Raw genomic sequence first — 26,447 nt, 5'->3', positions numbered from 1 at the left:
GGGGCGGACTATCAGTCGGTGGTCTCGCCGTGCAGTTCGAGCTTGTAGCTGTCGGTGTTCTCGAAATTGACCGTGACCTTCTTGCCCTCGAAAGCCAGCGTCCAGGACTGCATTTCGCTGTGGCCGAGAATACGGCGCTCGACGACAAAAGTATTGGCGTTCGTCCATCGTCCGCGGACCGCATCGACACCGTAGCTGACGGGAGAACCGGTCCGGAAGTTGCCGTCAAGTCCAAGTGGACCGGTGAAGCGGCGGGTCTGCTCGGGCTTGCCGGTGACGGTGGTGATCTCCCATGACGGGCTGTCGCCGACCAGGGTCAGGCTGAACGTCCCGACCCGGATTGCATTGTTGGTGAAGCGGTAGGTCTTGCCGGAGACGTCATTGGCCAGATCCGGCGTCAGGCCGAGCGGTGACGGCCGCGGCATTGCCGCGTTGCGGATCGATGCGGCCAGCAGTGCTTGCGCGACGGGATCGTCGGGCAGGGCACTCTCGGATTTCACTGCGCCGGCGATGTCGTCGATCAGACGGCGGGTCGGATAGAATTCATCCTTGCGCATGCTGCCGGTCAACACGGCGACAATATCGAGTTTCGGCAAAACCATGATCAGCTGCGAGTGCAGACCACGCGCCATATAGGCGCCTTTCTCAGGGATCGACCACCACAGATTGGCGTAATGATTGTCGGCAGTTGCGACGATCTTGCCCTCGGCCGCGCGATCGACCCATGACGGCGGAATGATCTCGCGGCCTTCCCAGACACCGTTTTGCAGATAGAGATAGCCGATCTTTGCCATGTCATGCGGCGGGATATAGAGCCCGGCTTCGCCGTCGGTCACGCCCTGTGCGTCGGGGCGACCCCAGTCGATGTCGGTAATGCCCAGCGGTCCGAACAATTCGCGCTTGGCGAATTCGAGCGCGTTCTGTCCCGTCTTCTTGTTGATCAGCGCGGAGAGCAGATAGGGATTGCCGCTGTTGTAATAGAACCGCTCGCCCGGCGCCCGGCTCATCTCCTGGCCGAGTACGAATTCGGTCGGATTTTTGCTGCGATACATCCGGTCAAGCGTTTCGTCGGATGTATAGGCTTCCTCCTTCCAGGCGATGCCGGAAGTCATGTCGAGCAGATGCTGGATCGTAATGGCCTTCTTGCGATAATCCAGTTTGTCGATCTGGTTGTCGGCGAACAGATCGACGACCGGGTGATCGACACTGTCGAGTATCCCGTTTTTCAATGCGATGGCGATCAGCGTCCCGGTGACGCTCTTGGTCACCGAGCGCAGATCGTGGCGCAGGCCGGCGACATAAGGCGCGTAATAGGCATCGGCGACCAGCTTGCCATGGCGCACGATCAACAGGCTGTCCTGCTGGCGTGCGCCGACGGTATCGATCAATTGGGCGAGCCTGCCGGAATCCATCCCTTGCGATTCCGGCGTTGCGACCTGCCAGCCCTTGGTCGGCCATGGCGGCGGCGTCGCCGGCGTTTCGTCCGGCGCACCTGCTGCGCGCATGACGGTCGCGGGAGTAACGATCAGTGTGACGATTGCCGCGAGCACGGCGATCCCGGCAAGGCGTTGTCGCAGCATCCGTCCGCTCCCTGTGCCCGGCTTGTTGCATGCCGGTACTGTGAGAACAATTAGAGCGCGAAGGATGGTCGCGCGCAACGACGACGTTTCAGGATTCGACCATGCGCAGCATCCCCGCAGCCCTGCAGGCCAAACTGGATTCCGGCGTCACCACACTGGCGCAGATCTGGAAATTGACGCGGCGCGATGGCGTCGTTGCGGGCTTCACCGATCATGACTGCGATCTCGTCATGGATGGCGTCACCTATCGCGCCGGCACCGGGCTCGCCGCGTCGGAAGCCACGAGCCGCTTCGATCTGTCGGTGGACGGCGGCGATATTGCCGGTGCACTGGACGACGACATCCTCACCGACGCCGATCTTGCGGCGGGGCGCTACGATGCCGCGCAGGTGGAGACCTGGCTGGTGGACTGGAGCGAGACCTCGCTGCGCGTGTTGACGGCACGCGGAACGCTGGGGGAGGTGAAGCGCGAAGGCACCGCATTCATCGCCGAATTGCGTGGGCTTGCGGCGCTGCTGTCGCAGGAGAGCGGGCGGCTTTATACGGCGCGCTGCGGCGCTGATCTCGGCGACGGCAAATGCCGCATCAATCTCGCAGGCTGGCAAGGCACTGGTGCGGTCGAGGCGCTCGAAGGCGTGTCGATGTTTTCCGCGAGTGGCCTCGGTGCCTTCGCAGATGATCTGTTCACCGCGGGGCGTCTGACATGGACGAGCGGCGGCAATGCCGGGCTCGCCATGGAAGTGAAGCAGCATCGCGTCACGCCGGGCCATATCAGGCTGTCGCTGTGGCAGGCCATGGCGGAGCCGGTTGCAGCCGGTGATGCATTCACCGTCACCGCCGGCTGCGACAAGACGCTGGCGACCTGCCGCGATCGCTTCGGCAATGTCGATAATTTTCGCGGCTTCCCCGACATTCCCGGCAACGACTTCGTCATGAGCTATCCGACGCCCGGGATGGGTGGGGGATAAGTGCGATCAATCCGTCCCCTGCAAGGTGAGGGATGGCGTGTGGATCCCATGTGATGCGGTGGGATCGATTCGTTGCAGGGCGATGGAGTAGACGATCACGAAACAGGCGATTGCGGCGGCGTAGAGCAGACGTTCGAGTAATGCCATCGGTGGTCCATCCGGATGAGAGACACGCTTGTCGAAGCGAGCCGGGCGGCCATCGGCCAGAACGGAGTCACTGACATCATTTGCAGCTATCTCTTGGGAAGGTGAGCATGCACCTTTGCAGGCGTGCCTATGCCTGCACATCGACGATGCGTGATTGGAAAGCTATGTGGCTCCGGCGGCGATGTCGTTGCCGAACGCGCAGAAGCTGTGTTTCAGCATGCGAAATATTTTCCGGATGATGCGCGGAATAAATCGCAAACTACGGACGCGCATTAATCCATCCCTGACAGCAAAATAACGGCGCTTGCGGCGCCGTCATTTGAACCAGGGCGTGGACTCATTGGACGTCCATATCCAGTGCGTGTTCCTCCTGTGATATTAATGACGCAGTCGGCCGAATATGGCGGCGAGCCTTGTCGGATGACCGATATTGGTTGGACTCCGCGATGTTTCCCCCCACTAACCTGTTTGCACAGAACCCCGCTTAACGGGTCCAAGCACGACGGGCGCCGCAAAGGCGCAACGGAATTTCAGACGTCGCTATTTGGGCTGCGGGGAGATTTGTTTGTCTTATTTTGTAGCGTCTGAAGGCGCGCTGGAAACCGGCGCGGCCGTTGTTGCGCGCAAGCGATCGAATAGCCGTTTTGCGGCGCTGACCTTGGCCGCGTCGTCCCGTCGCCTGCTGGGCACCAGCTCCATGGTGGCGCTCGGACTGGTCCTGGCAACATCGACGCCATCGCGCGCCACCGACTGGACCGGCGGCACCTCAACCGACTGGTTCATCGGCACCAACTGGTCGGCCGGCGTTCCAACCAGCGCGGTCGACGCGAATATCGACACCGTCGCGCCCAATGCCACAGTGGTCGGAGCGGCCGGCGCGCAGGCGCATGTTCTCTGGGTCGGCATTTCCGGCACCGGAACGCTGACGATCCAGAACGGCGGCACGCTGAGCAACGCCGTCTTGGGCGTTCTCGGCCACAATGCGGGCTCGACCGGCACCGCGACGGTTGATGGTGCCGGCTCGTCCTGGACTAATTCCGGCGACATCTATGTCGGCAATTTCGGGACCGGCACGCTGACGATCCGGAACGGCGGCGCGGTGAGCAACGGCATCAGCTTTCTCGGCCTCCGAGCCGGCTCGACCGGCACCGCGACGGTTGATGGCGCCGGCTCGTCCTGGGCCAATTCCGGCACTCTCAATGTCGGCTATGGCGGTACCGGCACGCTGACGATCCAGAACGGCGGCGCGGTGAGCAACATCGACGGCGTTCTCGGCAACAATGCCGGCTCGACCGGCACCGCGACGGTTGATGGCACCGGCTCGACCTGGACCAATTCCGGCGACCTCTATGTCGGCCGTTCCGGCACCGGCACGCTGACGATCCAGAACGGCGGCAATGTGAGCAACGTCGGCATCGGCTATCTCGGCTTCACTGCCGGCTCGACCGGCAGCGCGACGGTTGATGGCGCCGGCTCAGCCTGGACCAATTCCAGCACTCTCAATGTCGGCTATTCCGGCGCCGGCACGCTGACGATCCAGAACGGCGGCGCGGTGAGCGACGTCACCGGCGTTCTCGGCCTCGGTCCCGGCTCGACCGGCAGCGCGACGGTCGATGGCGCCGGCTCGACCTGGACCAATTCCGGCGACTTCTATGTCGGCCGTTCCGGCACCGGCACGCTGACGATCCAGAACGGCGGCAATGTGAGCAACGTCGGCATCGGCTATCTCGGCTTCACTGCCGGCACGACTGGCACCGCGACGGTTGATGGCGCCGGGTCGGCCTGGACCAATTCCGGCGAGCTCTATGTCGGCAATTTCGGCACCGGCACGCTCACAATCCAGAGCGGTGGCAAGGTGAGCGACGCCGACGGCTATGTCGGCAATAATGCCGGCTCGATCGGCAGCGCGACGGTTGATGGCGCCGGCTCGGCCTGGACCAATTCCAGCACGCTTAATGTCGGCGTTGCCGGCACCGGCACGCTGACGATCCAGAACGGCGGCACGGTAAGCAACGCAGGCATCGGCTTGCTCGGCGTCTATGCCGGCTCGACCGGTACCGTGACGGTCGACGGCGCCGGGTCGTCCTGGACCAATTCCGGCAATGTCTATGTCGGCATTCTCGGCACCGGTACGCTGACGATCCGGAACGGCGGCGCAGCGAGCAGCCCCGGCGTCGTCACTATCGGCGAACTTGCCGGCTCGACCGGCACCGTAACGGTGGATGGCGCCGGGTCGTCCTTCACCAATTCCGGCCTCGTTGTCGGCTCTTTCGGCACCGGCACGCTGACGATCCAGAACGGCGGCAAGGCGAACACCTACACCAGTTATATCAACACCGGCACCACGACGGTTAACGGCGCCGGGTCGTCCTGGACCAATTCCGGCAACCTCTCGGTCGGCAATTCCCGCGCCGGCACGCTGACGATTGAGAACGGCGGCGCGGTGAGCAACGTCATCGGCTGGATCGGCGTCAATGCCGGCTCGACCGGCACCGTGACGGTTGATGGCGCCGGGTCGTCCTGGACCAATTCCGGCGACATCTATGTCGGCAATTCCGGCACTGGTACGCTGACGATCCGGAACGGCGGTGCGGTGAGCAACGTCATCGGCTGGATCGGCACCGATGTCGGCTCGACCGGCACCGCGACGGTTGATGGCGCCGGCTCGGTCTGGACCAATTCCGGCGCGCTCGTTGTTGGCTCTGGAGGCACCGGCACGCTGACGATCCAGAACGGCGGCAAGGTGAGCAATGTCCTCGGCTATCTCGGCTTGATTCCCGGCTCGACCGGTACCGCGACGGTTAATGGCGCCGGCTCGGTCTGGACCAATTCCGACACGCTCGCCGTCGGTCAATACGGCACCGGCACACTGACGATCGCCAATGGCGGCGCCGTCTCGACGGCTTCGGGCATGCAAATCGCCGCTTTGGCCGGCTCGACCGGCACGCTCAATATCGGCGCCGCCTCCGGTCTGGCCGCAGCCGCGCCCGGCACGCTGACCACACCCTCGGTCGCGTTCGGAGGAGGCACCGGCCGCATCGTCTTCAACCACACCGCCTCGAACTACAACTTCGCCCCGATTATCTCCGGCGCGGGGGCGGTGACGGTGGAGAACGGCACCACGATCCTCGCCGCGACCAACACCTATAGCGGGGCCACCACGGTCAATGGCGGCACGCTGGCGGTCAATGGCACCATCGCCAGTTCGGCGGTGACGGTGAACAATGGCGGCACGCTCGGCGGCAACGGCACCGTCGGCGGTGTTACCATCAACGGCGGCGGCGTGCTCGCGCCCGGCAATTCGATCGGCACGCTGACGGTCGGCGGCAATCTGGCGTTCGGCGCCGGCGGCCTCTACCGTGTCGAGGTCTCGCCATCGGCCGCCGATCGCGCCAATGTCACGGGCATCGCGAGCCTGACCGGCGGCATCGTGCAGGCGGTCTTCCAGCCGGGCAGCTATGTCAGCAAGAGCTACACCATCCTGTCGGCGGCCGGCGGCCTCGGCGGCACGACCTTCAGCGGCGTGAGCGGCAGCATGCCCGCCTTCAACGTCGGCCTGAGCTACACGTCGACCGACGTGGTGTTAAACCTCTTGGCGTCGCTCGGCGCCGGCAACTCGCTGCCGGGCAATCCGCAGACCGTCGCATCCACGCTCAACAACTTCTTCAACAATGGCGGCGCGCTGCCGCCAGCCTTTGTCGCGCTGTTTGGTCTCACCGGCAGCAATCTCTCATCCGTGCTGTCACAGGTATCGGGTGAGACCGCCACCGGCTCGCAGCAGACGACCTTCAACGCGATGAACCAGTTCATGGGCGTGATGACTGATCCCTTTATCGACGGTCGCGGCGATCCGGTTTCAGCGGGATCGTCCGTGGGCACATCGGCATATGCCTCGCCAGACAAGCCGCGCTCCGCCACAGCGCGCGACGCCTATGCGATGTTCACCAAGGCGCCCGTTATGGCCGATCCGTTCGCGCAGCGCTGGAGCGTGTGGGCGGCAGGCTATGGCGGCTCGCAGACCACGAACGGCAACACGACACTCGGCTCCAACAACACGACCAGCCGCATTGCAGGCATCGCGGTCGGCGCCGACTATCGTATCTCGCCGAATACGCTGGCAGGCTTTGCGCTGGCGGGCGGTGGTACGACCTTCAGCACCGTCAATGGCGGCTCTGGCCGATCCGATATGTTCCAGGCCGGCGCCTTCATCCGGCACAATGCGGGTGCGGCGTATCTCTCCGGCGCGCTGGCCTATGGCTGGCAGGACATCACCACCAACCGCACCGTGACGGTGGCCGGTATCGATCAGTTGCGCGCGCAGTTCAACGCCAATGCCTTCTCGGGTCGCGTCGAAGGCGGCTATCGCTTTGTCAGCCCGTGGATGGGCGGCATCGGCATAGGCATCACGCCCTACGCAGCAGGACAGTTCACCACCTTCGATCTGCCGGCCTATGCCGAGCAGGCGGTCACCGGCGTCAACACCTTTGCGCTGACCTACGCATCAAAGAGCGTCACCGATACGCGCAGCGAACTCGGCCTGCGCAGCGACAAATCATATGCGATGCCGGACGGAATCGTCACGCTGCGGGGGCGCCTGGCATGGGCGCATGGTTTCAACCCCGGCCGCAATATCGGTGCGACGTTCCAGACGCTGCCGGGTGCATCCTTTGTCGTTGGCGGCGCCGCGCAGGCCAGCGACTCTGCACTCGTCACCGCCTCCGTCGAAAAGAAATGGCTGAGCGGCTGGTCCGTCGCCAGCACCTTCGAAGGCGAGTTCTCTCAGCTCACCAAGAGCTACGCCGGCAAGGGCGTGGTGCGGTATGCGTGGTGAGGTGACGACTTCCGGTCTTGGCACTTTTCGGAAGTGCCGTAATGTCCGACTTGATTCCGGAATGCGCACCAAAGCGGACGTCCACCGACTACCCTGAATTGAGTTCGCGACATAGTTCCTGATAATGGGCGGACGATTGCAACCCGACCCGATGGGCCTCAGTCGGCGTACAGCAGGGCTCCGGTTGTTTCATAATTGCATCGGAGGCTATGGCGGCGATCCGTTTGTCCAACGCCGGGTAGGGGTGGATGAGCGGGTGAGCGAGTGGCCGATATGCGGGAGCTCACCGCACATGTCGCCTGCAGTCATCGCGGAGGAAGCTTAGGTTTCGATCAGGAAGGCGCTGCTGGAAGGCGCGGCGCCACAACCTGTTGCTCACTTGCCGCCAGTGACATCGAGGAACGTGCCGGTGACGAACGAAGCCTCGGCGCCCGCCAGCCACAGGATCGCTCGCGCAACTTCTTCAGGCTGACCGCCTCGTCCCATGGGGATCGAGTCTTTCACGCGGTCGACCCGTCCGGGCTCTCCGCCGCTGGCGTGCATGTCAGTGTAGATGTGTCCGGGGCGAATGCAGTTGACGCGTATGCCATCCCGCGCGACTTCCTTGGCGAAGCCGGTCGTGAATGTCTCGACGGCACCCTTCGACGCAGCGTAGTCGACATATTCGCCGGGGCTGCCCAGCCGGGCCGAAGCCGACGAGATATTGATCACGGAACCGCCCCGCCCGTTGTGGCGATACGACATCCGCTTCGCGGCCTGCTGTGCGCAAAGGATAGGACCGATTGCGTTGACGGCGAAGATGCGCTGCATCCGCTCGAATCCGAGATCCTCCAGCCGGGACTGTCGCGCGAGCATCGCGGCGTTGTTCACCAGCACATCGATCCGGCCGAACACACGGTCGATCTCGGCGAATAATTGAGCGACCTGTTCAGGCTCCGCACTATCCGCGCGGACCGTCAAAGCCCGGCGCCCTGCAGCTTCGACATCAGCCGCCACCGCAAGGGCGGCAGACTCGTTGGAGACGAAGCTGATCGCCACATCGTAACCTTGCGCGGCAGCAAGCCGCGCCGTCGCGGCGCCTACGCCACGACCTCCACCCGTTATCAGAATGAGCGGCGTCTGCGAGAGTGTATCCATCTAACGAACCTTCATGTGATGGTGAAATAATAATCTAGGGCTGTCCGGATGAGTGCGATGCCAGACCGATTTCGACGTCATCGCTCAGATGCTTTGAGAGTGCGATCATGAACGGGCAGATCGCCAGCGCCGTCATTGCGGTCGCGGCCGTTGCCATTGCAGGTCCGAACGCGTCGCCCAGAAAACCATAGAGAACCGGGGCACTGGCGCCCGCGCCGATGGTGCCGGTATAAAACAAAGCGAATGCACGCTCCGTGCGATCGGCTGGAGTTATTTCGGGGACCGTTCCATACAGCACCGATGACGTGCCGTTGAGCATCACACCCAGCGCCGGCAGAACGACGATAACCGGGATGAGTGGCAGCACCAGAACGCCGAGGATCAGCAGCGCAGTGGCAACTTCGGTGAAGAGAACGGTGCGCCGGGTGCCGATCCTGTCGCCAAGCCAGCCGCAAGCGAACTTGCCGGCGGCTCCGCCGATGAAGAGCAGTGCCAGAGCAAAACCGCTGGCGGGAAGCGAGGCTCCTTTTTCAATCAGGAGAAATGGCAGAAAGGTGAGAAAGCCCATTCTGACGGCGCTATCGAGCATTCCGATCGCCAGGAGCCAATAGAATCCGCCCCGACTTCGACCGCTCTTGCTGGATCGTTCCTTCGCATCTGCTGCATGCCCCATGCCCACGGCCGGCATCCACACCGCCATGGCGACAGACACGGCGATGCCGGCGATAGCGAGCGCAAATACGGCATGGCGCCAGGCGATGGTGACAAGCAGCAGAGACATCAGCGCCGGGATGGCCGCCTTTCCGAGATCACCTGTGAAATTGTAGATGCCGAGCGGCCTGCGCGCAGCGCGCCCATAAGCCCGTGAAACGGCGGCGGACGCCAGAGGGTGTTGTGTGCTCGAACCTGCGCCTGCCAATGCGAGCGCAAAGCTCAGTCCGACGATGCCACCGGAGATGCCCGCGAGAGCGTAGCCCAACGCCGATAGCGCCGTGCCGCAGCAGAGAATGAGTTTGGCATCGATCCGCTCCGCCAGATGCCCTGCCGGAATCTGCAGACATGCCATGGTGCCGGAATAAAGACCGCGAAAGATCGCAAGGACGCTATAGCTCAGCGCAAATTCGGTCTGCCAGATCGGCAGCAATACATAGATCGCGTCCGTGAAGCCGTCGTGCAAAGCGTGGTTGAGCCCGGTCAGCGCAAGCGTTCGTGCGGCGCGTGTCCGGTTCGCAGGAGCCATAGTGGTCGTGGTCTCGTGGTGGGTCATGTGCTGTTTCTTGGGTCTTCCGGCGCACGCGCTGCAATCGCAGAAAATCTGAAGATTGATGCGCTAGAGCTGGTGTCTGGCGTGCAAAGCGCTGCTAAAGTCACTCTGAACTAGACTTCAGGCTGTCACAAATCAGTAATACTCAGGTCATGGGTTAGAAATTCTCAAGTATGTCCACCTTTGTCCCGCGCCGTAGTCTGCCGCCGCTGAATGCGGTCCGCGCCTTCGAAGCCGCCGCCCGCCTCGGCAGTCTGAAGGAGGCGGCCGTTGAACTCAGCGTGACCCACGGCGCCGTCAGTCAGCAGATCCGGCTACTGGAAGACTGGCTCGGTGCTCCGGCGCTGTTTCGGCGTTCGGTCCGACGGGTCGTGCTGACGCCTGCCGGCGCAGCGCTGCTCACCGAATTCGGACCGGCGCTCGATCGTATTTCGGCTGCCGTGCAGCAGCATCGAACCAGACGGCATGACGCGCCATCCATCGTGCTGCATGTGAACGCTCTCGCAACTTTCAGTCTGCGATGGCTGTTGCGACGCATGGGCGCTTTTCGTGCGGAGCATCCCGACATCGAGGTATGCTTGAGCACGTCGAACGAGACGATCGACGCCCTGGCAGAGCCGTTCGATGTCGTGATCAGAGGTGGTCCGGACACTTTCCCCGGTTACACCTCGCGTTTCCTGTTCGGGGAGCGGCGGCTGCCAGTGTGTAGTCCGACCATCCTGGATCGGGCGCCGCTGACCGATATCCGCGATCTGTCGCACCATACGCTGCTTCACGTCTCCTCGATGGCGCGGCTGTGGCGCGACTGGCTGGCTGAGGCCGGAGAGCCCGCCCTTCGCCCAGAGGCATCCCTGACCTTCGATCATTTCTATCTGACCATACAGGCGGCGATCGACGGACTCGGCGTGGCGATGGGGCCGACCGCATTGGTCGCCGATGATCTCGCGGCCGGGCGATTGATGACGCCGTTTCCGGGCATCAGTCTTTCGGCGCGAAGCTACTTCGCCTATCTGCCGGAAGTGCGACGGACCGATCCACATATCGCCGTGTTCTGCGACTGGCTCGAGCAACAAGGCCGCGATCTCGTCCGGAGCTAGCGTCGATAACACCGTCGCTTTCATGAACCGCTGGGGCAAGGCGCGAGCGGCGACGCCGATCAGGGCCTCGTCGGTCGCTCTCCGGCCCCGAACAGCTTCCTGGTGTATCGGCAATGTCGATAATGTCCGCGGCTTCCCCGATATTTCCGGCAACGACTTCGTCATGAGTGACCCGATGCAGGGGACGGGTGGATGATTGCGATCAATCCGTCCCCTGCAGCGTGACGGATGGCGTGTGGGTCGCATGTGATGCGACGGCATCGATTCGTTGCAAGGCGACGTAGTGAACGATCACGAAGCACGCGATCGCGGCGGCGTAGAGCAGACGTTCGAGTAATGCCATCGATGGTCCATCCGAATGAGAGACGCGCTTGTCGTGGCTCATCATCGATGGAGCAGTGATATCAAGCGTCCTACGAACGACCGATACGCGTTCACATTCGTCTGTTGCGTGCGTTGCCACGTTCCGACGCGAGAGACATCGAACCAGCGCACGCACTGATAGATCAAGCTTGCGATGTGCCAACCGGATTCGATCTCGAAAGACTTTGTTAAGCGTCTTTCGTTGCGCAAACGGCACAGGCCGCGCGTTTGTTCAGCGTGAACACGCTTCGATTATTGTCCGATTGTTGCGGCTCATCTAGCTTCGCAAGTGTCCTTCGCGGACTGCACGAAACATCTGCATCCTCGAACGGTGTGGACTCAGGCGAAACTGGAATAGCTCATGCGCGAATGCATCGGGGTTGCGACGATTAGACGACAGTCGGATGACATGCGCCACGAGAGTCCAGATCGCACCCGGCGATCCGCGCCCGACAGTCACGGAACGCGATTGCTTCGCTTGCTTTTGGCGAGCGCCTCGGTGGCGGCGTTGACCGCCATTTCCGCCGGTTCGGCCGCCGCCCAGAGTTGGACCGGAACGACGAGCAACGACTGGATGGTCGGGACCAACTGGTCGGGGAGCGCGGTCCCGATCGCCGGCAGTGTCACTATCGACACGACGTCGCCAAACCCGACCGTGCTCGGCGTGGCTGGTCCGGCGGCCGGAACGACCGGAAACATCTCCGTCGGCGTGAACACTGGTTCAACCGGCAGTCTGACCATTCAGAACGGCAGCACGCTGACGAGCAGCGGCGCGGGCCTTGTGATTGGGGTCGCGGGCGGAAGCAACGGCACCGTGACGGTCACGGGAGCCGGATCGCAGTGGATTACATCCGGCAGCCAGATCAACCTCGGCGCCAGCGGCAATGGTACCCTTAATATTCAGAACGGCGCTAAAGTTATCGCCCAATCCGGGGTTATCCTCGGAACATTTGCTGGCGGCACCGGCACGCTCAATATTACTGGCGGCAGCACGCTGGAGACCACTAACCTCGCGCGCGCCGGTGTTGGAGACGGCCAGGTCAATTTCGATAATGCCATTCTGCGAGCCAGGGCAAACAACAACTTTTTCATCAGCGGATTTTCGGCGGCAACCCTCAATATTGCTGCGGGCGGCCTGACCGTTGATACCCAGGCTTTCACTGTGAGAGCGGGCGGTTTTGGCGGCGTGGGCGGATTGACCAAGATCGGCGCCGGCACATTAAATCTCAGCGCACTCAATACCTATACGGGTCCCACGGTGATCCAGGCCGGCACGCTTTCGCTTTCAGGCAATGGCTCGATTGCCGCGTCAAGCCGGGTGGTCGCAGACGGAACCTTCAACATCTCGGCTATCCCAGGAGTGGGCACAAGCATTCAGAGCCTGGCGGGAAGCGGCACCGTCGCGCTGGCTACAAAGAACCTGACCATCACGAATGCGAACGATCTGTTCTCCGGTGTCATCTCCGGCACCGGCGGACTGACGCTCAGCGGCGGCATGCAGACCCTTTCCGGCGTCAACACCTATACCGGTGGCACTACGGTGAGCGGCGGCACGCTCAGCGTCAACGGCAGCGTCTGCGGCGCCATGACTGTGCTCGCCGGCGGCACGCTGCAAGGCACCGGCACGGTTTGCGACACGTCGAACGCAGGTATCGTCGCGCCCGGCAATTCCATCGGAACGCTCACCGTCGCGGGCAACTACACCGGCAATGGCGGAACGTTGCAGATCGAGACGGTGCTCGGGGGCGATGCCTCGCCGACCGATCGGCTTGTCGTCACCGGCAACACCGCAGGCAGCACCAATGTGCGGGTGATCAATCTCGGCGGCAGCGGCGCGCAGACCGTCGAAGGCATCAAGATCATCGATGTCGGCGGCGCGTCGAACGGCGCGTTCTCGCTGCTCGGCGATTATGTGATCCAGGGTCAGCAGGCGGTGGTCGGTGGCGCCTATGCCTATACGCTGCAGAAGAACGGCGTCAGCACGCCGACCGATGGCGACTGGTATCTGCGCTCCAGTCTGATCAATCCTCCGCCGGCTGCTCCGGCTGGTCCGCTCTATCAGCCCGGCGTTCCGCTGTACGAAAACTATGCGCAGGTGCTGCTCGGCATGAACGAACTGCCGACCATGCAGCAACGCGTCGGCAATCGCTATTGGGGCGGCAGCGATGCCATGGCGCGCGCCGGTGTCGCACTGGCGCCAGGCGAGGCGTCGCCGACGCCTACGGCGTTCTGGGGCCGCATCGAAGGCGGCCAATCCGATTTGCAGCCCTCCACCACCACAGGCTCCACCACTAAAACCGACCAGCTGAAAGTGCAGGCCGGCCTCGACGGTCTGCTGATGGAGAACGAGCGCGGAAGGCTGATCGTCGGTCTCACCGGGCAATATGGCCTGACAACCGCCAATATCGCATCGGCCTTCGGCAATGGCCGGATCCGCGTCGAAGGTTCGGGTGTCGGCGGCACGCTGACATGGTTCGACGACAACGGCTTCTATGTCGACGGCCAGGCGCAATCGATGTTCTACCGCAGCGATCTGTCCTCGGTGCTGGCCGGCAGCATGACCCACGGCAACGAAGGGGTGGGCTATGCCTTCAGCGCTGAAACCGGCAAGCGGTTCTTTGTCGGCAACGGCTGGTCGCTGACGCCGCAGGCGCAACTGTCCTATTCGAAGGCCGAGTTCGATCGCTTCACCGATCGGTTCGGCGCCCCGGTGTCGCTGCGCGACGGCGACAGCCTGCTCGGCCGCGCCGGCCTTGCGCTCAACCACCAGAAGACCTGGAACGACGGCGCGGGCATCGTGCGCTCGGACATCTACGGCATCGGCAACCTGCGCTACGAGTTTCTCGACGGCACCCGTGTCGATGTCGCCGGCACCGGCTTCGCCAGCGCGCAAGACCGGCTGTGGGGCAGCATCGGCGGCGGCGGCACCTATAGCTGGGCCAACGGTCGCTACGCTGTGTTCGGCGAGGTCTCCTATAGCGCGAGTCTTGAGGACGCGGCGGCGAACCGCAGCTACAAGGGCACTGGCGGCTTCCGCATCGTCTGGTGAGCGAACGCGATACGACATACTCGCGGCAAACTATCTGGCGTCTACCCGACCACGCGCGTCGCATAGCCGGCGAACAGCTTGACCAGATCCGCCTGCCGCCGGGTTCCGGTTTTGTAGAACAGGCGGCTGAGATGCGTCTTGATCGTCGTTTCGGCGACGCCGAGCGCTGCAGCGACCTCCGGCACGCCGCCGACCTGGACGATCGCCAGCAGGACGCGAAGCTCTGACGGTGTGAGCTGGAATGTCTTGCCGATGAGTTCGGGCGGCGAGGTGGCGTCGATATCCGCCTTGCGCACGAACAAAGCCGCCGTGGCTGAATAGACCAGTCCGGCCTGTCGCCGTGCTCCCGATGTCAGCGGCAGGAGATGTGCGACATGGCGCGCAGCGCAGTTATGGATTGCGGGACAGACAACATGATCGAAACGCTCACGCGCGCCGCGATTGTCAGCGAGGCGCGCGACTGGATTGGTACGCGCTATCAGCATCAGGCTTCGGTGAAGCATGTCGGATGCGATTGCCTCGGCCTCGTGCGCGGCGTCTGGCGTCATTGCATTGGCGATGAGCCGGAAACACCGCCGCCTTATGCACCGGACTGGGCCGAGGCGCGGGCTAAGGAGGCACTGGCGCAGGCGGCGCTGCGTCATCTCGTGACCGTTGCAGTGGATGACTTCGGCGCTGGCGATGTGTTGTTGTTTCGCTGGCGCGACGGCTTCGTCGCCAAACATGCCGCGATCGCAAGCGGCGAGGGCACAATGATCCACGCCCATGACGGCGCGGCCGTGTGCGAGGTGGCGTTGACATCCTGGTGGCGGCGGCGTCTGGCCTATGCGTTTCGCTTTCCCGGAGTGAGCTGATGTCGGGTGTGTTGTGCTGAATCCATCACGCGCGGACTTCGCTTCCGGGTGCATCTTCATCCATTGCGACGCGTTCCTGGACCAGCATCGCGAATGATTTCTGTGCGTCATGTCGGTCGCTGTCGGCTTTCCAGACACATCGCGTTTCCGAAAAGACATTCCCGCCTTTCAACGGAAGAAGAATGACGCCTGCAATATGCGCGGATGTCATGGCCCGCGGAACCAGAGCGACGCCAAGACCGTGGGCGACGGCCGAGATCACGCTGACCCAATGCCGCACCTCGTGAATGACCGTCGGCGAGAAGCCTGCAGACTGACAGGCTTCCAGGATGGAATTGAAATAGGCCGGCGAAGCGGACCGACCGAACAGGATGAATTCCTCGGTCGCCAATTTTTCGAGCTGGACGGAGCGCTTGGTGGCATAGGGATGACCGCTCGGGAGGCAGGCCAGAAGCGGCTCCCGGCAGAAGCGAAACCCGTCGAGTCCATCGGGCGTCTCGAGGCCGTTGATAAATCCGAAATCGATCTCATCGCGCTTGAGGGCAACGATCTGCTCGGCCGTGCTGAGTTCCTGCAACCGCAACTCAATGCCGGGATGCAGCTTTCGGAACGATCGAATGATCGCAGGCAGTCCGCGATAAAGGGTCGAGCCACCGAAGCCGACACGCAACAATCCGGCTTTCTCATCGTCGACTGCTCGCACGAAATCGCGGACTTCTTCGACGCGGCGCAGCAGAAAAGTCGCCTCGGACTGAAGGGCGCGCCCCGCAACCGTCAGCTCGACATTGCGGCTGTTGCGTTGAAAGAGCTTGGTGCCAAGGCTTTCCTCGAGCTGCCTGATGGCCAGGCTGAGAGGCGGTTGAGAGATGGACAGCCTCTGGGCAGCGCGGCGGAAATGGCGTTCCTCGGCCAAAACCAGAAAATACCGCAGCAATCGCAGTTCCATCCCCGTCTCCGTAGATTGATATGTTTTGTGGATCAATCGACACCAAATAGTATTGGACGCTATCGGTTAGTCGCGGTCAACTGACTCCCAGAAAGCAAAAAAATCCGGGAGGATATCGAATGAAGCTACGGAGGATGGCTGGTTCGGCCATGGCGGTGGCTGCTGTCAGCTTCGCAATCGCGTGCAGCTCGGCGGCGAGAGCCGAGTATCCCGATCGCCCCGTCAAACTCATTGTCCCCTTCGCTGCGGGCGGCCCCACCGATGCGCTGGCCCGCAATCTCGCTGAAGGCCTGCGCGTCCAGCTCAAGCAGACGGTGGTTGTTGAAAACAAGGGTGGAGCCGGCGCCAATATCGGTGCCGAATACACCGCCAATTCGCCAGCCGATGGCTATACCTTGATGTTCGGAACGTCAGGGCCTCTGGCCATCAATGTCAGTCTCTACAAGAAACTCAATTACGACCCGATCAAGAGTTTCGATCCCGTCATCATGCTCGGCAAACTTCCCAACGTGCTTTCTGCAGGCCCGGGATTGCCGGTCAAGGACTTCAAGGAACTGATTGCTTTTGCCAAGGCCGGCAACAAGCTGAACTATTCGTCTTCAGGCGTTGGCGCATCGACGCATCTGTCGGGAATTCTGTTTAATTCGGAAGCCGGCGTTGATCTGCAGCACGTTCCGTATCGTGGCGCCGCACCAGCGATGACCGATCTGCTCGGCGGGCAAGTCCCGCTCAGTTTCTCGGACGTCTATTCATCCGCTCCGCACATCAAGTCCGGAGCGATTCGCGCGATCGGTGTCACGACACGCGAGCGCACCCCTTTGCTTCCCGACGTTCCCACGCTCGACGAACTTGGGCTCAAGGGTTTTGACGTCAGTGTTTTCTTTGGAATTGTCGTTCCCAAGGGAACGCCGCCCGAGGTCATTGCCACGCTCAACGCGGCATTCCGGGAGGCGATCAAGGATCCCGCCATCAAGGCCGCCATGGATCAGCAAGGCATTATCCCGGCCCAGTCACTCACCCCAGCCTATCTGGCCGAGTTCATGGCATCGGAAACCCTTCACTGGCGCAGCGTTCTTACGCAGGTCGGATTCGAACAGCAGTAAGAAGAATTCAGAAAAGAGATATCGACATGAACTATCAGCATCCCTCGTCCAATTTCGCCATGACGACCGAGCAACTGGCCAGCCGCGAGGCCACAGCCGAGCGCTCGAAGAAGCTTGCGCCTGACTGTGCGGGCAGCAACTTCTTCGAGATGGATCACAATCTGCAGGCCTTGCTGTTGCAGTATATCGATGCGACGCTGCTGGATCACATCCGTCCGCATCTCGACAGCCTCGGTGAACTGTGCGGCAACGAGCTCCACGATCTGGCTGACGCCTCCGAACGGCACCCGCCCGTCTTGCGGCAACGCGATCGATACGGCCGCGACGATGAAACGGTGGAGTATCATCCCGCATATCAACGCATGGAAGAAATCGCCTATGCGCGCTATGGCATCCACGCCATGTCGTATCGACCAGGGGTACTTGGCTGGCCCACGAAGCTCCCGCCGATCGTCAAATACGTCTTCCAGTACATTTTCTCGCAGACCGAATTCGGATTGATGTGTCCGGTCAACATCGCCGGCAGTTCATCAGAACTCATTCGTCGCTACGGAAGCGACGAGGTTCGTACCCGTTTCGTCGACCGCATGCTGTCGCAGGATATGAACCAGCTGTACCGTGCGGCGCAGTTCATGACGGAAAAGGCCGGAGGCTCCGACGTTGGCGCGGCCGAGCTGGTGGCCGCCCGGGACGGCGAAAACTGGCGGCTGTGGGGCGAAAAATGGTTCTGCTCCAATGTCAGCGGAGACGTGGTCGTGGTACTGGCAAGGCCCGAAGGGGCTCAGGCTGGCGGCAAGGGCCTTGGCCTGTTCGCAATGCCCAAACATCTCGCGGATGGTACGCGTAACGCCTACCGGGTTGTCCGCATCAAGGACAAGCTCGGCAGCAAGTCGATGGCCAGCGGTGAAGTCCGGTTGGAGGGTGCGGTCGCCTACCAGCTGGGCGATCTCAACCGCGGACTCAAGCAGATGCTCGAGATGGTCAATTCGAGCCGGGTCTCGCACCTGGCACGCGCTGCCGGAATGATGCGGCGCTGCCTCAATGAGGCACTGGTTGCCACCCGCAACAGAAACGCATTCGGCAAGAGCGTCATCGACCATCCCCTGATGCGCCGGCAGTTGCTTAAACTAATGGTGCCGACTGAGCAGGCGTTGTCAGCACTGCTGTTCACCGCATCGGTCTCGGCCAATGAGGACCAGCCGGACGCACAGAAGATTCTGCGGATCATGACGCCGATCTGCAAGTATCGCGCTTGCAGGGACAATGTGACGGTCGCGACCGGATCGATGGAGGCCCGCGGCGGCAACGGCTATATCGAGGATTGGCCAAACGCAAAGCTCGTTCGCGACGCCCACCTCGGCGTGCTGTGGGACGGCACGAGCAACATCAATGCGCTCGATGCCATCCATCGATCGATCAAGAAGGAGCAGGCGCATCTGGTCCTTCAGCAGGATCTTGAGACCCGCCTCAAGCGCGCTGAAGGCCTGCCGGGCCAGTTCCGAACCCGCCTCGAAAACAGCGTGCGACAGGCGTTTGCCTTTGCGGCCGAAATCGCTGCCGAGCCGGACAACGAGCGATTCTGCCGTCTCGCCGCCGGTCAGTTGTACCATGCAGTCACCATGGTGCTTCTGGCCGAAGAGGGATTGCGCGCTGCAGCGACAGGCGGCGATGCGCGGCGCCTTCTGCTCGCACGCTTCGTTCTCGAACATCGACTGCAGAACAACGCGCCACTCAACATTGCCTCGTTGAAGTGGGAAGAGGCGGCTATCGACCTGCTGCTCGACGATGGTCCGATATCGCTCGATAGAGCCACCACGCTGCTTGTTGCTTGATGGCCGGGCTGACCTATGGAGGGGATCGCACGACGGTCCCCTCCGTTGAATGGCATGCGGTCACTCGCCGATTCGCTGAACGCCGGTCCTTGCCGGTTCGGAAGGATGGCGCGGTGGGAGGCGTGGCCTGAAGCTGGCAGCCACAGTGCAGATGAATTCGCTTCTTCGCTTATACCGCCCGCGGCCTTCTCATCTGGATTTCCTATATCGGAATGGCCATGTTTGTCGTTCTCGCTTCAACTCTGAGGGAGGTCGCGCCGGCCGAGGTGTACGATCCGTGTTTTATCCGGTATCGCCCGATGCAGCTGTGCATACCCGCTTTGATCGGGCTGATATTTCGATCTGACTGATTCAATTTGTGCGACGCGTTGTTACCGAACACCAAACGGGAGATGAACCGATGGCCGGTATTGAAGCGAATATGCGCCAGGACATCGAACCAGCGGCCGATGCGAATGCTGTTCTTGGCCCGGCAGCATCCGGGATGTTGCGATATCTCGCTTCATTCGCCATGATCGTCCTCGCGACAGCGATGGCGGTTGGTATTGATAGCAAGGTGACGATACCCAACCTCTCCCTGATATTTGTCATTCCCGTCATCATCGCGGGACTGAGCTTCGGCCTTGGCCCATCGTTCTTTTCCGCAGTACTCGGTGCTCTCGCATTTAATTTCTTTCTGACTGAACCTCGCTACAGCCTCAACGTCGATGACCGGGCCAACATCTGGGCGATTGGACTTCTGTTCGTTGTTGGACTCGTTGTGAGCGGCGTCGCCTTCACCTCTCACCAGAGGGCGGCCGAGGTCGTCCGGTTAAGGCGACAGGCGGTCGTCCTGCAAGGCTACAGCCGTGACGTCGCTGCAGCCGACAGCGTGAAAACGATCGTCTCGCTCACATGTCAGGCTCTTGCAGCGCTGTTTGATGTTCCTGCGGTGGTGATGCTCGTGTCCGGTGAGAAAGTCATTCTTCTTGAGAAAGCCGGTGACACAGAACTCCAGCAGCCCGAACTGGAGGCGGCGCGTGCATCGCTCACGACCGGAAGCATCGTACGCGGCGGCGTCTACCCGGACATCGCCTCGCGCTTTGACTTCTGGCCTGTGCAAGCTGCCGGAGACAGCAATGCTGTTTTGGGAATCGCATTCGATCCGGATGAGCGTCCCGCCAAGCCAGACGTATCCGTGAACGTCGTGAGAAGTATATTGGCCATGGGGCTCGACCTCCAGCATGCGCGGCCGACCCGCGATGTTCAGCCCCAGAGCTGAGGCGGCACCTTCACCAGCCCGGCCCTGAAGAGATTGAATGCGAGCCGTTCGCCTGACGGGTGAACTGCGCGTGTTTGCGCTCCGATAACAAGACCTGAGAATTTGTAGCAAGTAATCCGCGTGCGCGCGGCGTCTGGCCTATGCGTTTCGCTTTCCCGGAGTGAGCTGATGTCGCAACTCGTCCTCTCGACGGCCGGCGGCGCCATAGGCGGGATGTTCGGGCCCATCGGTGCAATCGCGGGCCAGCTCGCCGGCGCGGCGCTCGGCGGTGCGATCGATAGCGCGCTATTCGGCTCCGGCGATCAGAGCACAAGCGGTCCGCAACTGGCCGATCTCGATGTGATGGCGTCGACCGAGGGCGCGCCGATCCCGCGCATCTATGGCCGCGCGCGGCTCAGCGGCCAGGTGATCTGGGCGACGCCGCTGGAGGAGATCGCAACATCGGATACGGTGCCGACCGATGGCGGCAAGGGCCTCGGCGGCGGGCCGACCACAACGACGACCACCTATAGTTACTTCGCGAATTTCGCGGTGGGTCTGTGCGACGGCGTGATCGGCCGCGTCGGGCGCATCTGGGCCGACGGCAAGCCACTCGATCTCGAGGGCATCAATTTTCGCGTCTATCGCGGCACCGAAGACCAGATGCCGGACGGGCTGATCGTCGCGAAGGAGGGCGCGGGTAACGCGCCGGCCTATCGCGGGCTGGCTTATGTCGTGTTCGAGCGGCTGCCGCTGGCGAATTTCGGCAACCGGATTCCGCAACTGTCCTTCGAGATCATCCGGCCGATCGGCCTGCTCGAAGCGATGGTGCGCGCGGTGACGCTGATCCCCGGCACCACCGAATTCGGCTATGAACCGTCCACGGCGGTGCAACTGCTCGGCCCCGGACAATCCGCCCCGGAGAACCGCCATCACGGCTCCGCGCGGTCCGATGTGGTGGCGGCGCTGGACGATCTGCAGGGCCTATGCCCGAACCTGCAGCGCGTCGCCATTGTCGTGGCGTGGTTCGGTTCTGATCTGCGCGCCGACTACTGCGTGGTGCGGCCGGGCATCGACAACCCCGCCAAGACGACCAGTCCGCTGACGTGGTCGGTGGCTGGCGTCACGCGCCCCTCCGCCTATGTGGTGTCGCAAATCGACGGACGTGCGGCATTCGGCGGTACGCCGTCGGATGACAGCGTCGTGCATCTGATCGGCGAACTGAGCGCGCGCGGGCTGAAGATCACATTCTATCCGTTCGTCATCATGGATGTGCCTGATGGCAACGGCTTGCCAGATCCGTGGAGCGGGGCGGGCGCGCAACCGGCCTATCCCTGGCGCGGCCGCATCACCTGCAATCCCGCGCCGGGACGACCGGGTTCACCCGATGGCACCGCGCCGGCCGGCGCGCAGGTCGACAACTTCTTTGCCGGAGGTTTCTGGAACTATCGCCGGATGGTGCTGCATTATGCGCAGCTCGTATCGCTTGCCGGCGGCGTCGATGGCTTCCTGATCGGCTCGGAACTGCTTGGGCTGACGCGCGTGCGCTCGGCGTCAGGCAACTATCCCGCTGTCGCTCAACTGATCGCGCTCGCAACTGACGTGAAGGCGATCGTCGGTGGCGGTACGGTCGTGACCTATGGCGCCGACTGGACCGAATACGGCGCGCATGTTGTTGGCGCGGATGCGTCTGAGATCAGGTTTCCGCTCGATCCGCTCTGGGCCTCGGCTGCGATCGACGCAGTCGGGATCGATTACTATGCTCCGCTGTCCGACTGGCGCGATGAAGCCGATCATCTAGATCGTGATCTCTTCGACACGATCTATGATCGCGCCTATCTGCGCAGCAATGTGGCGGGCGGCGAGGCCTATGACTGGTACTATCCGGATGATAACGCGCGCGATGCGCAGGCGCGCGTCGCGATATCAGATGGGCTTGGCAAGCCGTGGATCCATCGCGTCAAGGATCTGTGGAATTGGTGGGGCAATGCGCATCACGAGCGCGTCGGCCATGCGGAACTCGGCAGTTCGACGGCATGGGTCCCGCGCAGCAAGCCGATCTGGCTGACGGAGGTCGGCTGTCCCGCCGTCGACAAGGGCGCCAACCAGCCGAGCGTGTTTCCCGATCCGAAATCGTCGGAGAACTTTGCGCCGTATTTCTCCAGCGGCGCCCGCGACGACCTGATGCAGCGGCGCCATCTGGAAGCGCTCATCTCTGTGTTCGATCCCGCCTTCGGCGCAAGCGACGCGGAGAATCCGGTGTCGCCTGTCTATGGCGGGCGGATGATCGATGTATCGGCTATTCACGTCTGGACCTGGGATTCGCGGCCTTATCCGATCTTTCCGGCCGCCGATGACATCTGGGGCGATGGCGCCAACTGGCACACCGGCCACTGGCTGAACGGCCGGCTCGGCGGCGCGCCGCTGGATGCATTGGTCGACAGGCTCGCGACGGATGCAGGCGTGACGGGGACTGATGCCTCGGCATTATTGGGCGGCTGCGATGGTTATGTCGTGGACCGGCCAATGGCGCCGCGGGCGATGATCGAGCCGCTGTCGGTGGCCTATGCCTTCGATGCGACGGCGGCCGATGGCGCGCTCCGTTTCATCCCGCGTGGGGGCGCGCCGGTGGCGGAACTCACCGAAGACGATCTGGTGGCGCCGGATGACGGCGCGCTGGCGCAGCTGGTGCGCGCACAGGAGACCGAATTGCCCCGTCAGGTCAGCATCGGCTTCAGCGATGCGCTGACGGATTATCGGCGCTCGGCAGTCACATCGCGCAAACTCACCGGCGGCGCCAGCCGGATGCTGCATGCGGACCTCGCCGTCATCACCAGCGATACGGCAGCGACGCAGCGCGCCGAGGTCTGGCTGCAGGATCTCTGGGCGGGGCGCGAGCGCGCGGAGTTCGCCGTCGGCATGACTGCGCTCGCACTGGCGCCGGGCGACGTGATCGCGCTGACGCTCAACGAAAGGCGTCGGCTGTTCGAGATCAGCGGGCTCGTCGATACGCAGGCGCGGCAGGTGACGGCGCGCAGCATCGATCCCGACGTGTTTGCCGTGCCGCTGCTGGCGCCCGAGATCAAGCTGCCGCCGGTGCCGGCGGCGCTCGGGCCGGTACAGGTACTCGCGCTGAATCTGCCTGTCATCGATGGCGCCAATGCCGATGTGCTGACACGGCTCGCTGTCTTCGCCAATCCGTGGCCGGGCTCGGTGGTGATCTGGCAATCGAAGGACGGTGCGAGTTTTCAGGTCGCTGCGGTCGCGGCGACGCCTGCGGTGATCGGCGAGACGCTGGATCCGCTGCCGGCCGGCCCGACCGCACGATGGGACAATGCCAGTACATGCCGCGTGCGGCTTCATGGCGGCGCGCTGGCGTCGCTGTCGGACGCGCGGGTGCTCGGCGGCAGCAATTCCGCAGCGGTGCGGAATGCGGATGGCGATTGGGAGATCATCCAGTTCGCCAATGCCGAACTGGTCGAGGCCAACACCTACAAGCTGTCGCGGCTGCTGCGCGGGCAGGCGGGGTCGGAATCCGCGATGGCAGCGCTATTGCCGGTTGGTGCGCCGTTCGTGGTGCTCGACAGAAGCCTGGTACCGATCGCACGGGGACTCGACGCACTCGAACGACCATTGTCGCTGCGCGTCGTCGGCAATGGTCGCAGCCATGACGATGCCTCGGCCGTCGCGCTGATGCTGACGCCCGATCGCAGCGCGCTGCTGCCGCTCGCGCCCGTGCATGTAAAAGCCGTGCGCAAGCCCGATGGCATCCAGATCTCATGGATCAGGCGCACGCGTCTCGATGGCGATGGCTGGAATGCCGAAGTGCCCCTTGGCGAAGACGGCGAGGCGTACCGGCTCGAGATTCTCTCAGGTAGCACTGTCGTCCGCAGTATCGCCTGCAACACGTCGCAGGCGCTCTATGCGGTGGCCGACGAGGTCGCCGATTTCGGCGCGCCGCAGCCGAGCCTGCATCTGCGCGTCGCACAGCTCTCCGGCACCGTCGGAGCGGGGCATGCGACCGAGGGTATAATTTCATTGTGATCGTCATTGCGAGGAGCATAGCGGCGAAGCAATCCAGCTCTTGGTTTTCTGGATTGCTTCGCTGCGCTCGCAATGACGGCTGAGAGCGCGAGACCGTAGACATGACCGACACGCCGAATCTCGGACTGCCCTTCATCGATGGCGGGCAGGCGCAGAAACACGTCACCCACAACGAGGCGCTGCGCATTCTCGACGCGGCGATCCAGATCTCGGTACTCGATGTGACGCGAACCGTACCGCCGGCATCGCCGGCCGAGGGCGCACGGCATATCGTGGCGGCCGGGGCGTCAGGGGCCTGGAGCGGCCATGCGCTGGCCATCGCCACATGGCAGGACGGTACCTGGGCTTTCCTCGTGCCGAAAGCCGGCTGGTGCGTCTGGTCGATCGCCGATGACGTGATGATGGTGTTCGATGGTGCGCTGTGGCGCGATCTGCGCAACCTTGCGCTCGACAATATCGACCATCTCGGCGTCAACACAGCGGCCGACAGCAGCAACCGCTTCAGCGTCAAGTCCGATGCCGTTTTGTTGTCGCATGACGACGTAACACCCGGCAGCGGCGACCTGCGGGTGACGTTCAACAAGCTGAATGCAACGAAGGATGTCGGCTTCACATTGCAGTCGAACTATTCACCGCGCGCGCTGATCGGCTTGCTCGGCAGCGACGATCTCTCGATCAAGGTCTCCGCCGATGGCGTGACCTATCGGACCGCGCTGGTAGTGGACAAGACGAGCGGGCAGGTCAGTTTCGAGCAGTCCCCGAAATTTCTCGCCTATCTGAACTTCGATAAATATTGCGCGGCGAACACCTTCACCAAGGTGCAATTTAACAATAGCCGGCATAACGACCAGAGCGTTTTCGATCCCGCGAACAACCAGTTTGTCGCGCCGGTCGCCGGCGTCTATGCGCTCGGCTTCCGCGTGATGTTCAAGGCCAATGCGGCGGTGCCGACCATGCTGACGGCGGCCATGTACAAGAACGGCGTCGAGTTGCTCGACGATACGCGCGTGCAGACATCGTCGGCGCTCGTCAGCAACAGGACGATGCTGAGTGGCCATGCGCTGCTCAAGCTCGCCGCCGGCGATGCCATTTCGGTCTGGGCGGCGATGGAGACCAATGACGGTTATATCGCCGCCGCGCAGAACGGCTTCTACGGCCACCGCATCGCCTGATTGCGCGAAGGCGAGGATCTCGCTCTCTTACAGGATCATCATCATGAAGCTCGATGAAACAACCTTGCGGCGTTTCTGGCCGGAGGGCGATAGCCGCGTGCCCGGATTGCTGTCGGGTATGGTGCAATCGTCCGAGGCTGTGTTTGCGCGCTACGGCATCACCACGCCTTTGCTCGCCGCGCATGTGATGGCGCAGATATCACACGAATGCGGAGCAGGGCGCGACGTCGTGGAGAACATGAACTACAGCGCCGGGCGGATGATGCAGGTCTGGCCGTCGCGCTTTCCGACCATGGCGAGTGCGCAGCCTTATGCCGGCAATCCGCGGGCGCTGGCCAACAAGGTCTATAACGGCCGCATGGGCAATGCCGTCGGCTCCGATGACGGCTGGAATTTCCGCGGCCGGGGCGGATCGCAGACCACGGGCCGCGAAGGCTATGAGCGGGTCAGGAAGGCCACGGGGATCGATGTGGTCAAGCATCCCGACTACCTGATCGATCCGCGTTACTTCCTCATTTGCGCTGTGTCGGATTTCATCAATTGCGGCTGCGTGCCATTTGCGAGAGCGGATGACATCGTCGGCGTCACCCGGCGGCTCAATGGCGGCACCGTGGGTCTCGCCGAGCGGAAGGCGTGGCTGGCGAAATGGAAGACTGCGCTGCGCGATGTGTCGCTGGCGACCGCGCCGTCCGTGGGGCTACCGCCCGTGATCGCATCGCCGCCGCTGGTGTCCGAACTGCCGGCAGCCAAACCCACCAATAAGCCTACCAATCTTTCCGCTTTCATCGCCGCTGTAGTCGCGGCCTTCCGGAGGACATGA

At 62.8% G+C, this 26,447-nt stretch carries 18 protein-coding genes; 11 read left to right on the top strand and 7 right to left on the bottom strand.

Annotated features, from left to right (window positions below):
- Nucleotides 1–11: 11 nt before the first annotated feature.
- A complete protein-coding gene (locus BLW80_RS18160; RefSeq protein WP_093758990.1) occupies nt 12–1,580 on the bottom strand; it encodes a serine hydrolase domain-containing protein in 1,569 nt (522 codons plus the stop codon).
- Between the two features lie 101 nt (nt 1,581–1,681).
- Between BLW80_RS18160 and BLW80_RS18155 the strand changes: the two genes are divergently transcribed.
- On the top strand, nt 1,682–2,548 hold the full coding sequence (locus BLW80_RS18155) for a phage/gene transfer agent baseplate hub protein (RefSeq protein WP_093758989.1): 867 nt from the start codon (nt 1,682–1,684) through the stop codon (nt 2,546–2,548).
- Nucleotides 2,549–2,554: 6 nt separating this feature from the next.
- Here the strand turns inward: BLW80_RS18155 and BLW80_RS30415 are convergent, their stop codons facing one another.
- Complete coding sequence (locus tag BLW80_RS30415; RefSeq protein WP_170849701.1) at nt 2,555–2,695, bottom strand: hypothetical protein; 141 nt, start codon at nt 2,693–2,695, stop codon at nt 2,555–2,557.
- 565 nt (nt 2,696–3,260) lie between these two features.
- On the opposite strand from BLW80_RS30415, the gene BLW80_RS18150 reads away from it, so the two are divergent.
- On the top strand, nt 3,261–7,526 hold the full coding sequence (locus BLW80_RS18150) for an autotransporter domain-containing protein (RefSeq protein WP_093758988.1): 4,266 nt from the start codon (nt 3,261–3,263) through the stop codon (nt 7,524–7,526).
- Nucleotides 7,527–7,901: 375 nt separating this feature from the next.
- Here the strand turns inward: BLW80_RS18150 and BLW80_RS18145 are convergent, their stop codons facing one another.
- Nucleotides 7,902–8,663 (bottom strand): SDR family oxidoreductase, encoded by a 762-nt coding sequence (locus tag BLW80_RS18145; RefSeq protein ID WP_093758987.1) that lies wholly within the window; start codon nt 8,661–8,663, stop codon nt 7,902–7,904.
- Nucleotides 8,664–8,697: 34 nt separating this feature from the next.
- Nucleotides 8,698–9,930 (bottom strand): MFS transporter, encoded by a 1,233-nt coding sequence (locus BLW80_RS18140; protein ID WP_093758986.1) that lies wholly within the window; start codon nt 9,928–9,930, stop codon nt 8,698–8,700.
- A 170-nt stretch (nt 9,931–10,100) separates the two neighbouring features.
- On the opposite strand from BLW80_RS18140, the gene BLW80_RS18135 reads away from it, so the two are divergent.
- Complete coding sequence (locus tag BLW80_RS18135) at nt 10,101–11,024, top strand: LysR substrate-binding domain-containing protein (protein ID WP_093758985.1); 924 nt, start codon at nt 10,101–10,103, stop codon at nt 11,022–11,024.
- 202 nt (nt 11,025–11,226) lie between these two features.
- Here the strand turns inward: BLW80_RS18135 and BLW80_RS30410 are convergent, their stop codons facing one another.
- A complete protein-coding gene (locus BLW80_RS30410; protein ID WP_170849700.1) occupies nt 11,227–11,367 on the bottom strand; it encodes a hypothetical protein in 141 nt (46 codons plus the stop codon).
- Nucleotides 11,368–11,886: 519 nt separating this feature from the next.
- On the opposite strand from BLW80_RS30410, the gene BLW80_RS18130 reads away from it, so the two are divergent.
- A complete protein-coding gene (locus BLW80_RS18130) occupies nt 11,887–14,436 on the top strand; it encodes an autotransporter family protein (protein ID WP_502688610.1) in 2,550 nt (849 codons plus the stop codon).
- Between the two features lie 41 nt (nt 14,437–14,477).
- Here BLW80_RS18130 and BLW80_RS30820 read toward each other — a convergent pair whose 3' ends face one another.
- On the bottom strand, nt 14,478–14,732 hold the full coding sequence (locus BLW80_RS30820) for a helix-turn-helix transcriptional regulator (RefSeq protein WP_244528295.1): 255 nt from the start codon (nt 14,730–14,732) through the stop codon (nt 14,478–14,480).
- 117 nt (nt 14,733–14,849) lie between these two features.
- Here BLW80_RS30820 and BLW80_RS18120 point away from each other — a divergent pair, with 117 nt between their 5' ends.
- Nucleotides 14,850–15,290: an NlpC/P60 family protein gene (locus tag BLW80_RS18120; protein ID WP_093759147.1), complete on the top strand. Its 441-nt coding sequence runs from the start codon at nt 14,850–14,852 to the stop codon at nt 15,288–15,290.
- 25 nt (nt 15,291–15,315) lie between these two features.
- Here the strand turns inward: BLW80_RS18120 and BLW80_RS18115 are convergent, their stop codons facing one another.
- Nucleotides 15,316–16,236, bottom strand: a complete 921-nt coding sequence (locus BLW80_RS18115) for a LysR family transcriptional regulator (protein WP_093758983.1) — start codon at nt 16,234–16,236, stop codon at nt 15,316–15,318.
- Between the two features lie 119 nt (nt 16,237–16,355).
- Here BLW80_RS18115 and BLW80_RS18110 point away from each other — a divergent pair, with 119 nt between their 5' ends.
- The 6 genes from BLW80_RS18110 to BLW80_RS18085 all read left to right on the top strand — a co-directional run bounded on the left by BLW80_RS18110 (nt 16,356) and on the right by BLW80_RS18085 (nt 26,447).
- Nucleotides 16,356–17,339, top strand: coding sequence for a Bug family tripartite tricarboxylate transporter substrate binding protein (locus BLW80_RS18110; protein WP_093758982.1), 984 nt, complete (start codon nt 16,356–16,358; stop codon nt 17,337–17,339).
- 26 nt (nt 17,340–17,365) lie between these two features.
- Nucleotides 17,366–19,171, top strand: a complete 1,806-nt coding sequence (locus tag BLW80_RS18105; RefSeq protein WP_244528293.1) for an acyl-CoA dehydrogenase family protein — start codon at nt 17,366–17,368, stop codon at nt 19,169–19,171.
- 400 nt (nt 19,172–19,571) lie between these two features.
- Nucleotides 19,572–20,432 carry a DUF4118 domain-containing protein gene (locus BLW80_RS18100; RefSeq protein ID WP_093758981.1) on the top strand — a complete coding sequence of 287 codons (861 nt, stop codon included), beginning with the start codon at nt 19,572–19,574 and terminating at the stop codon, nt 20,430–20,432.
- Between the two features lie 168 nt (nt 20,433–20,600).
- A complete protein-coding gene (locus tag BLW80_RS18095) occupies nt 20,601–24,455 on the top strand; it encodes a baseplate multidomain protein megatron (RefSeq protein ID WP_093758980.1) in 3,855 nt (1,284 codons plus the stop codon).
- 101 nt (nt 24,456–24,556) lie between these two features.
- Nucleotides 24,557–25,627, top strand: a complete 1,071-nt coding sequence (locus tag BLW80_RS18090; RefSeq protein ID WP_093758979.1) for a DUF2793 domain-containing protein — start codon at nt 24,557–24,559, stop codon at nt 25,625–25,627.
- A gap of 43 nt (nt 25,628–25,670) precedes the next feature.
- Nucleotides 25,671–26,447 (top strand): glycoside hydrolase family 19 protein, encoded by a 777-nt coding sequence (locus tag BLW80_RS18085; protein ID WP_093758978.1) that lies wholly within the window; start codon nt 25,671–25,673, stop codon nt 26,445–26,447.

Origin of the sequence: Tardiphaga sp. OK245, assembly GCF_900108575.1 — a bacterium.
Classification (GTDB): Bacteria; Pseudomonadota; Alphaproteobacteria; order Rhizobiales; family Xanthobacteraceae; genus Tardiphaga; species Tardiphaga robiniae.
The sequence above is the reverse complement of the archived record's forward strand: the minus strand, read 5'-3'. Positions and strand labels throughout refer to the sequence as shown.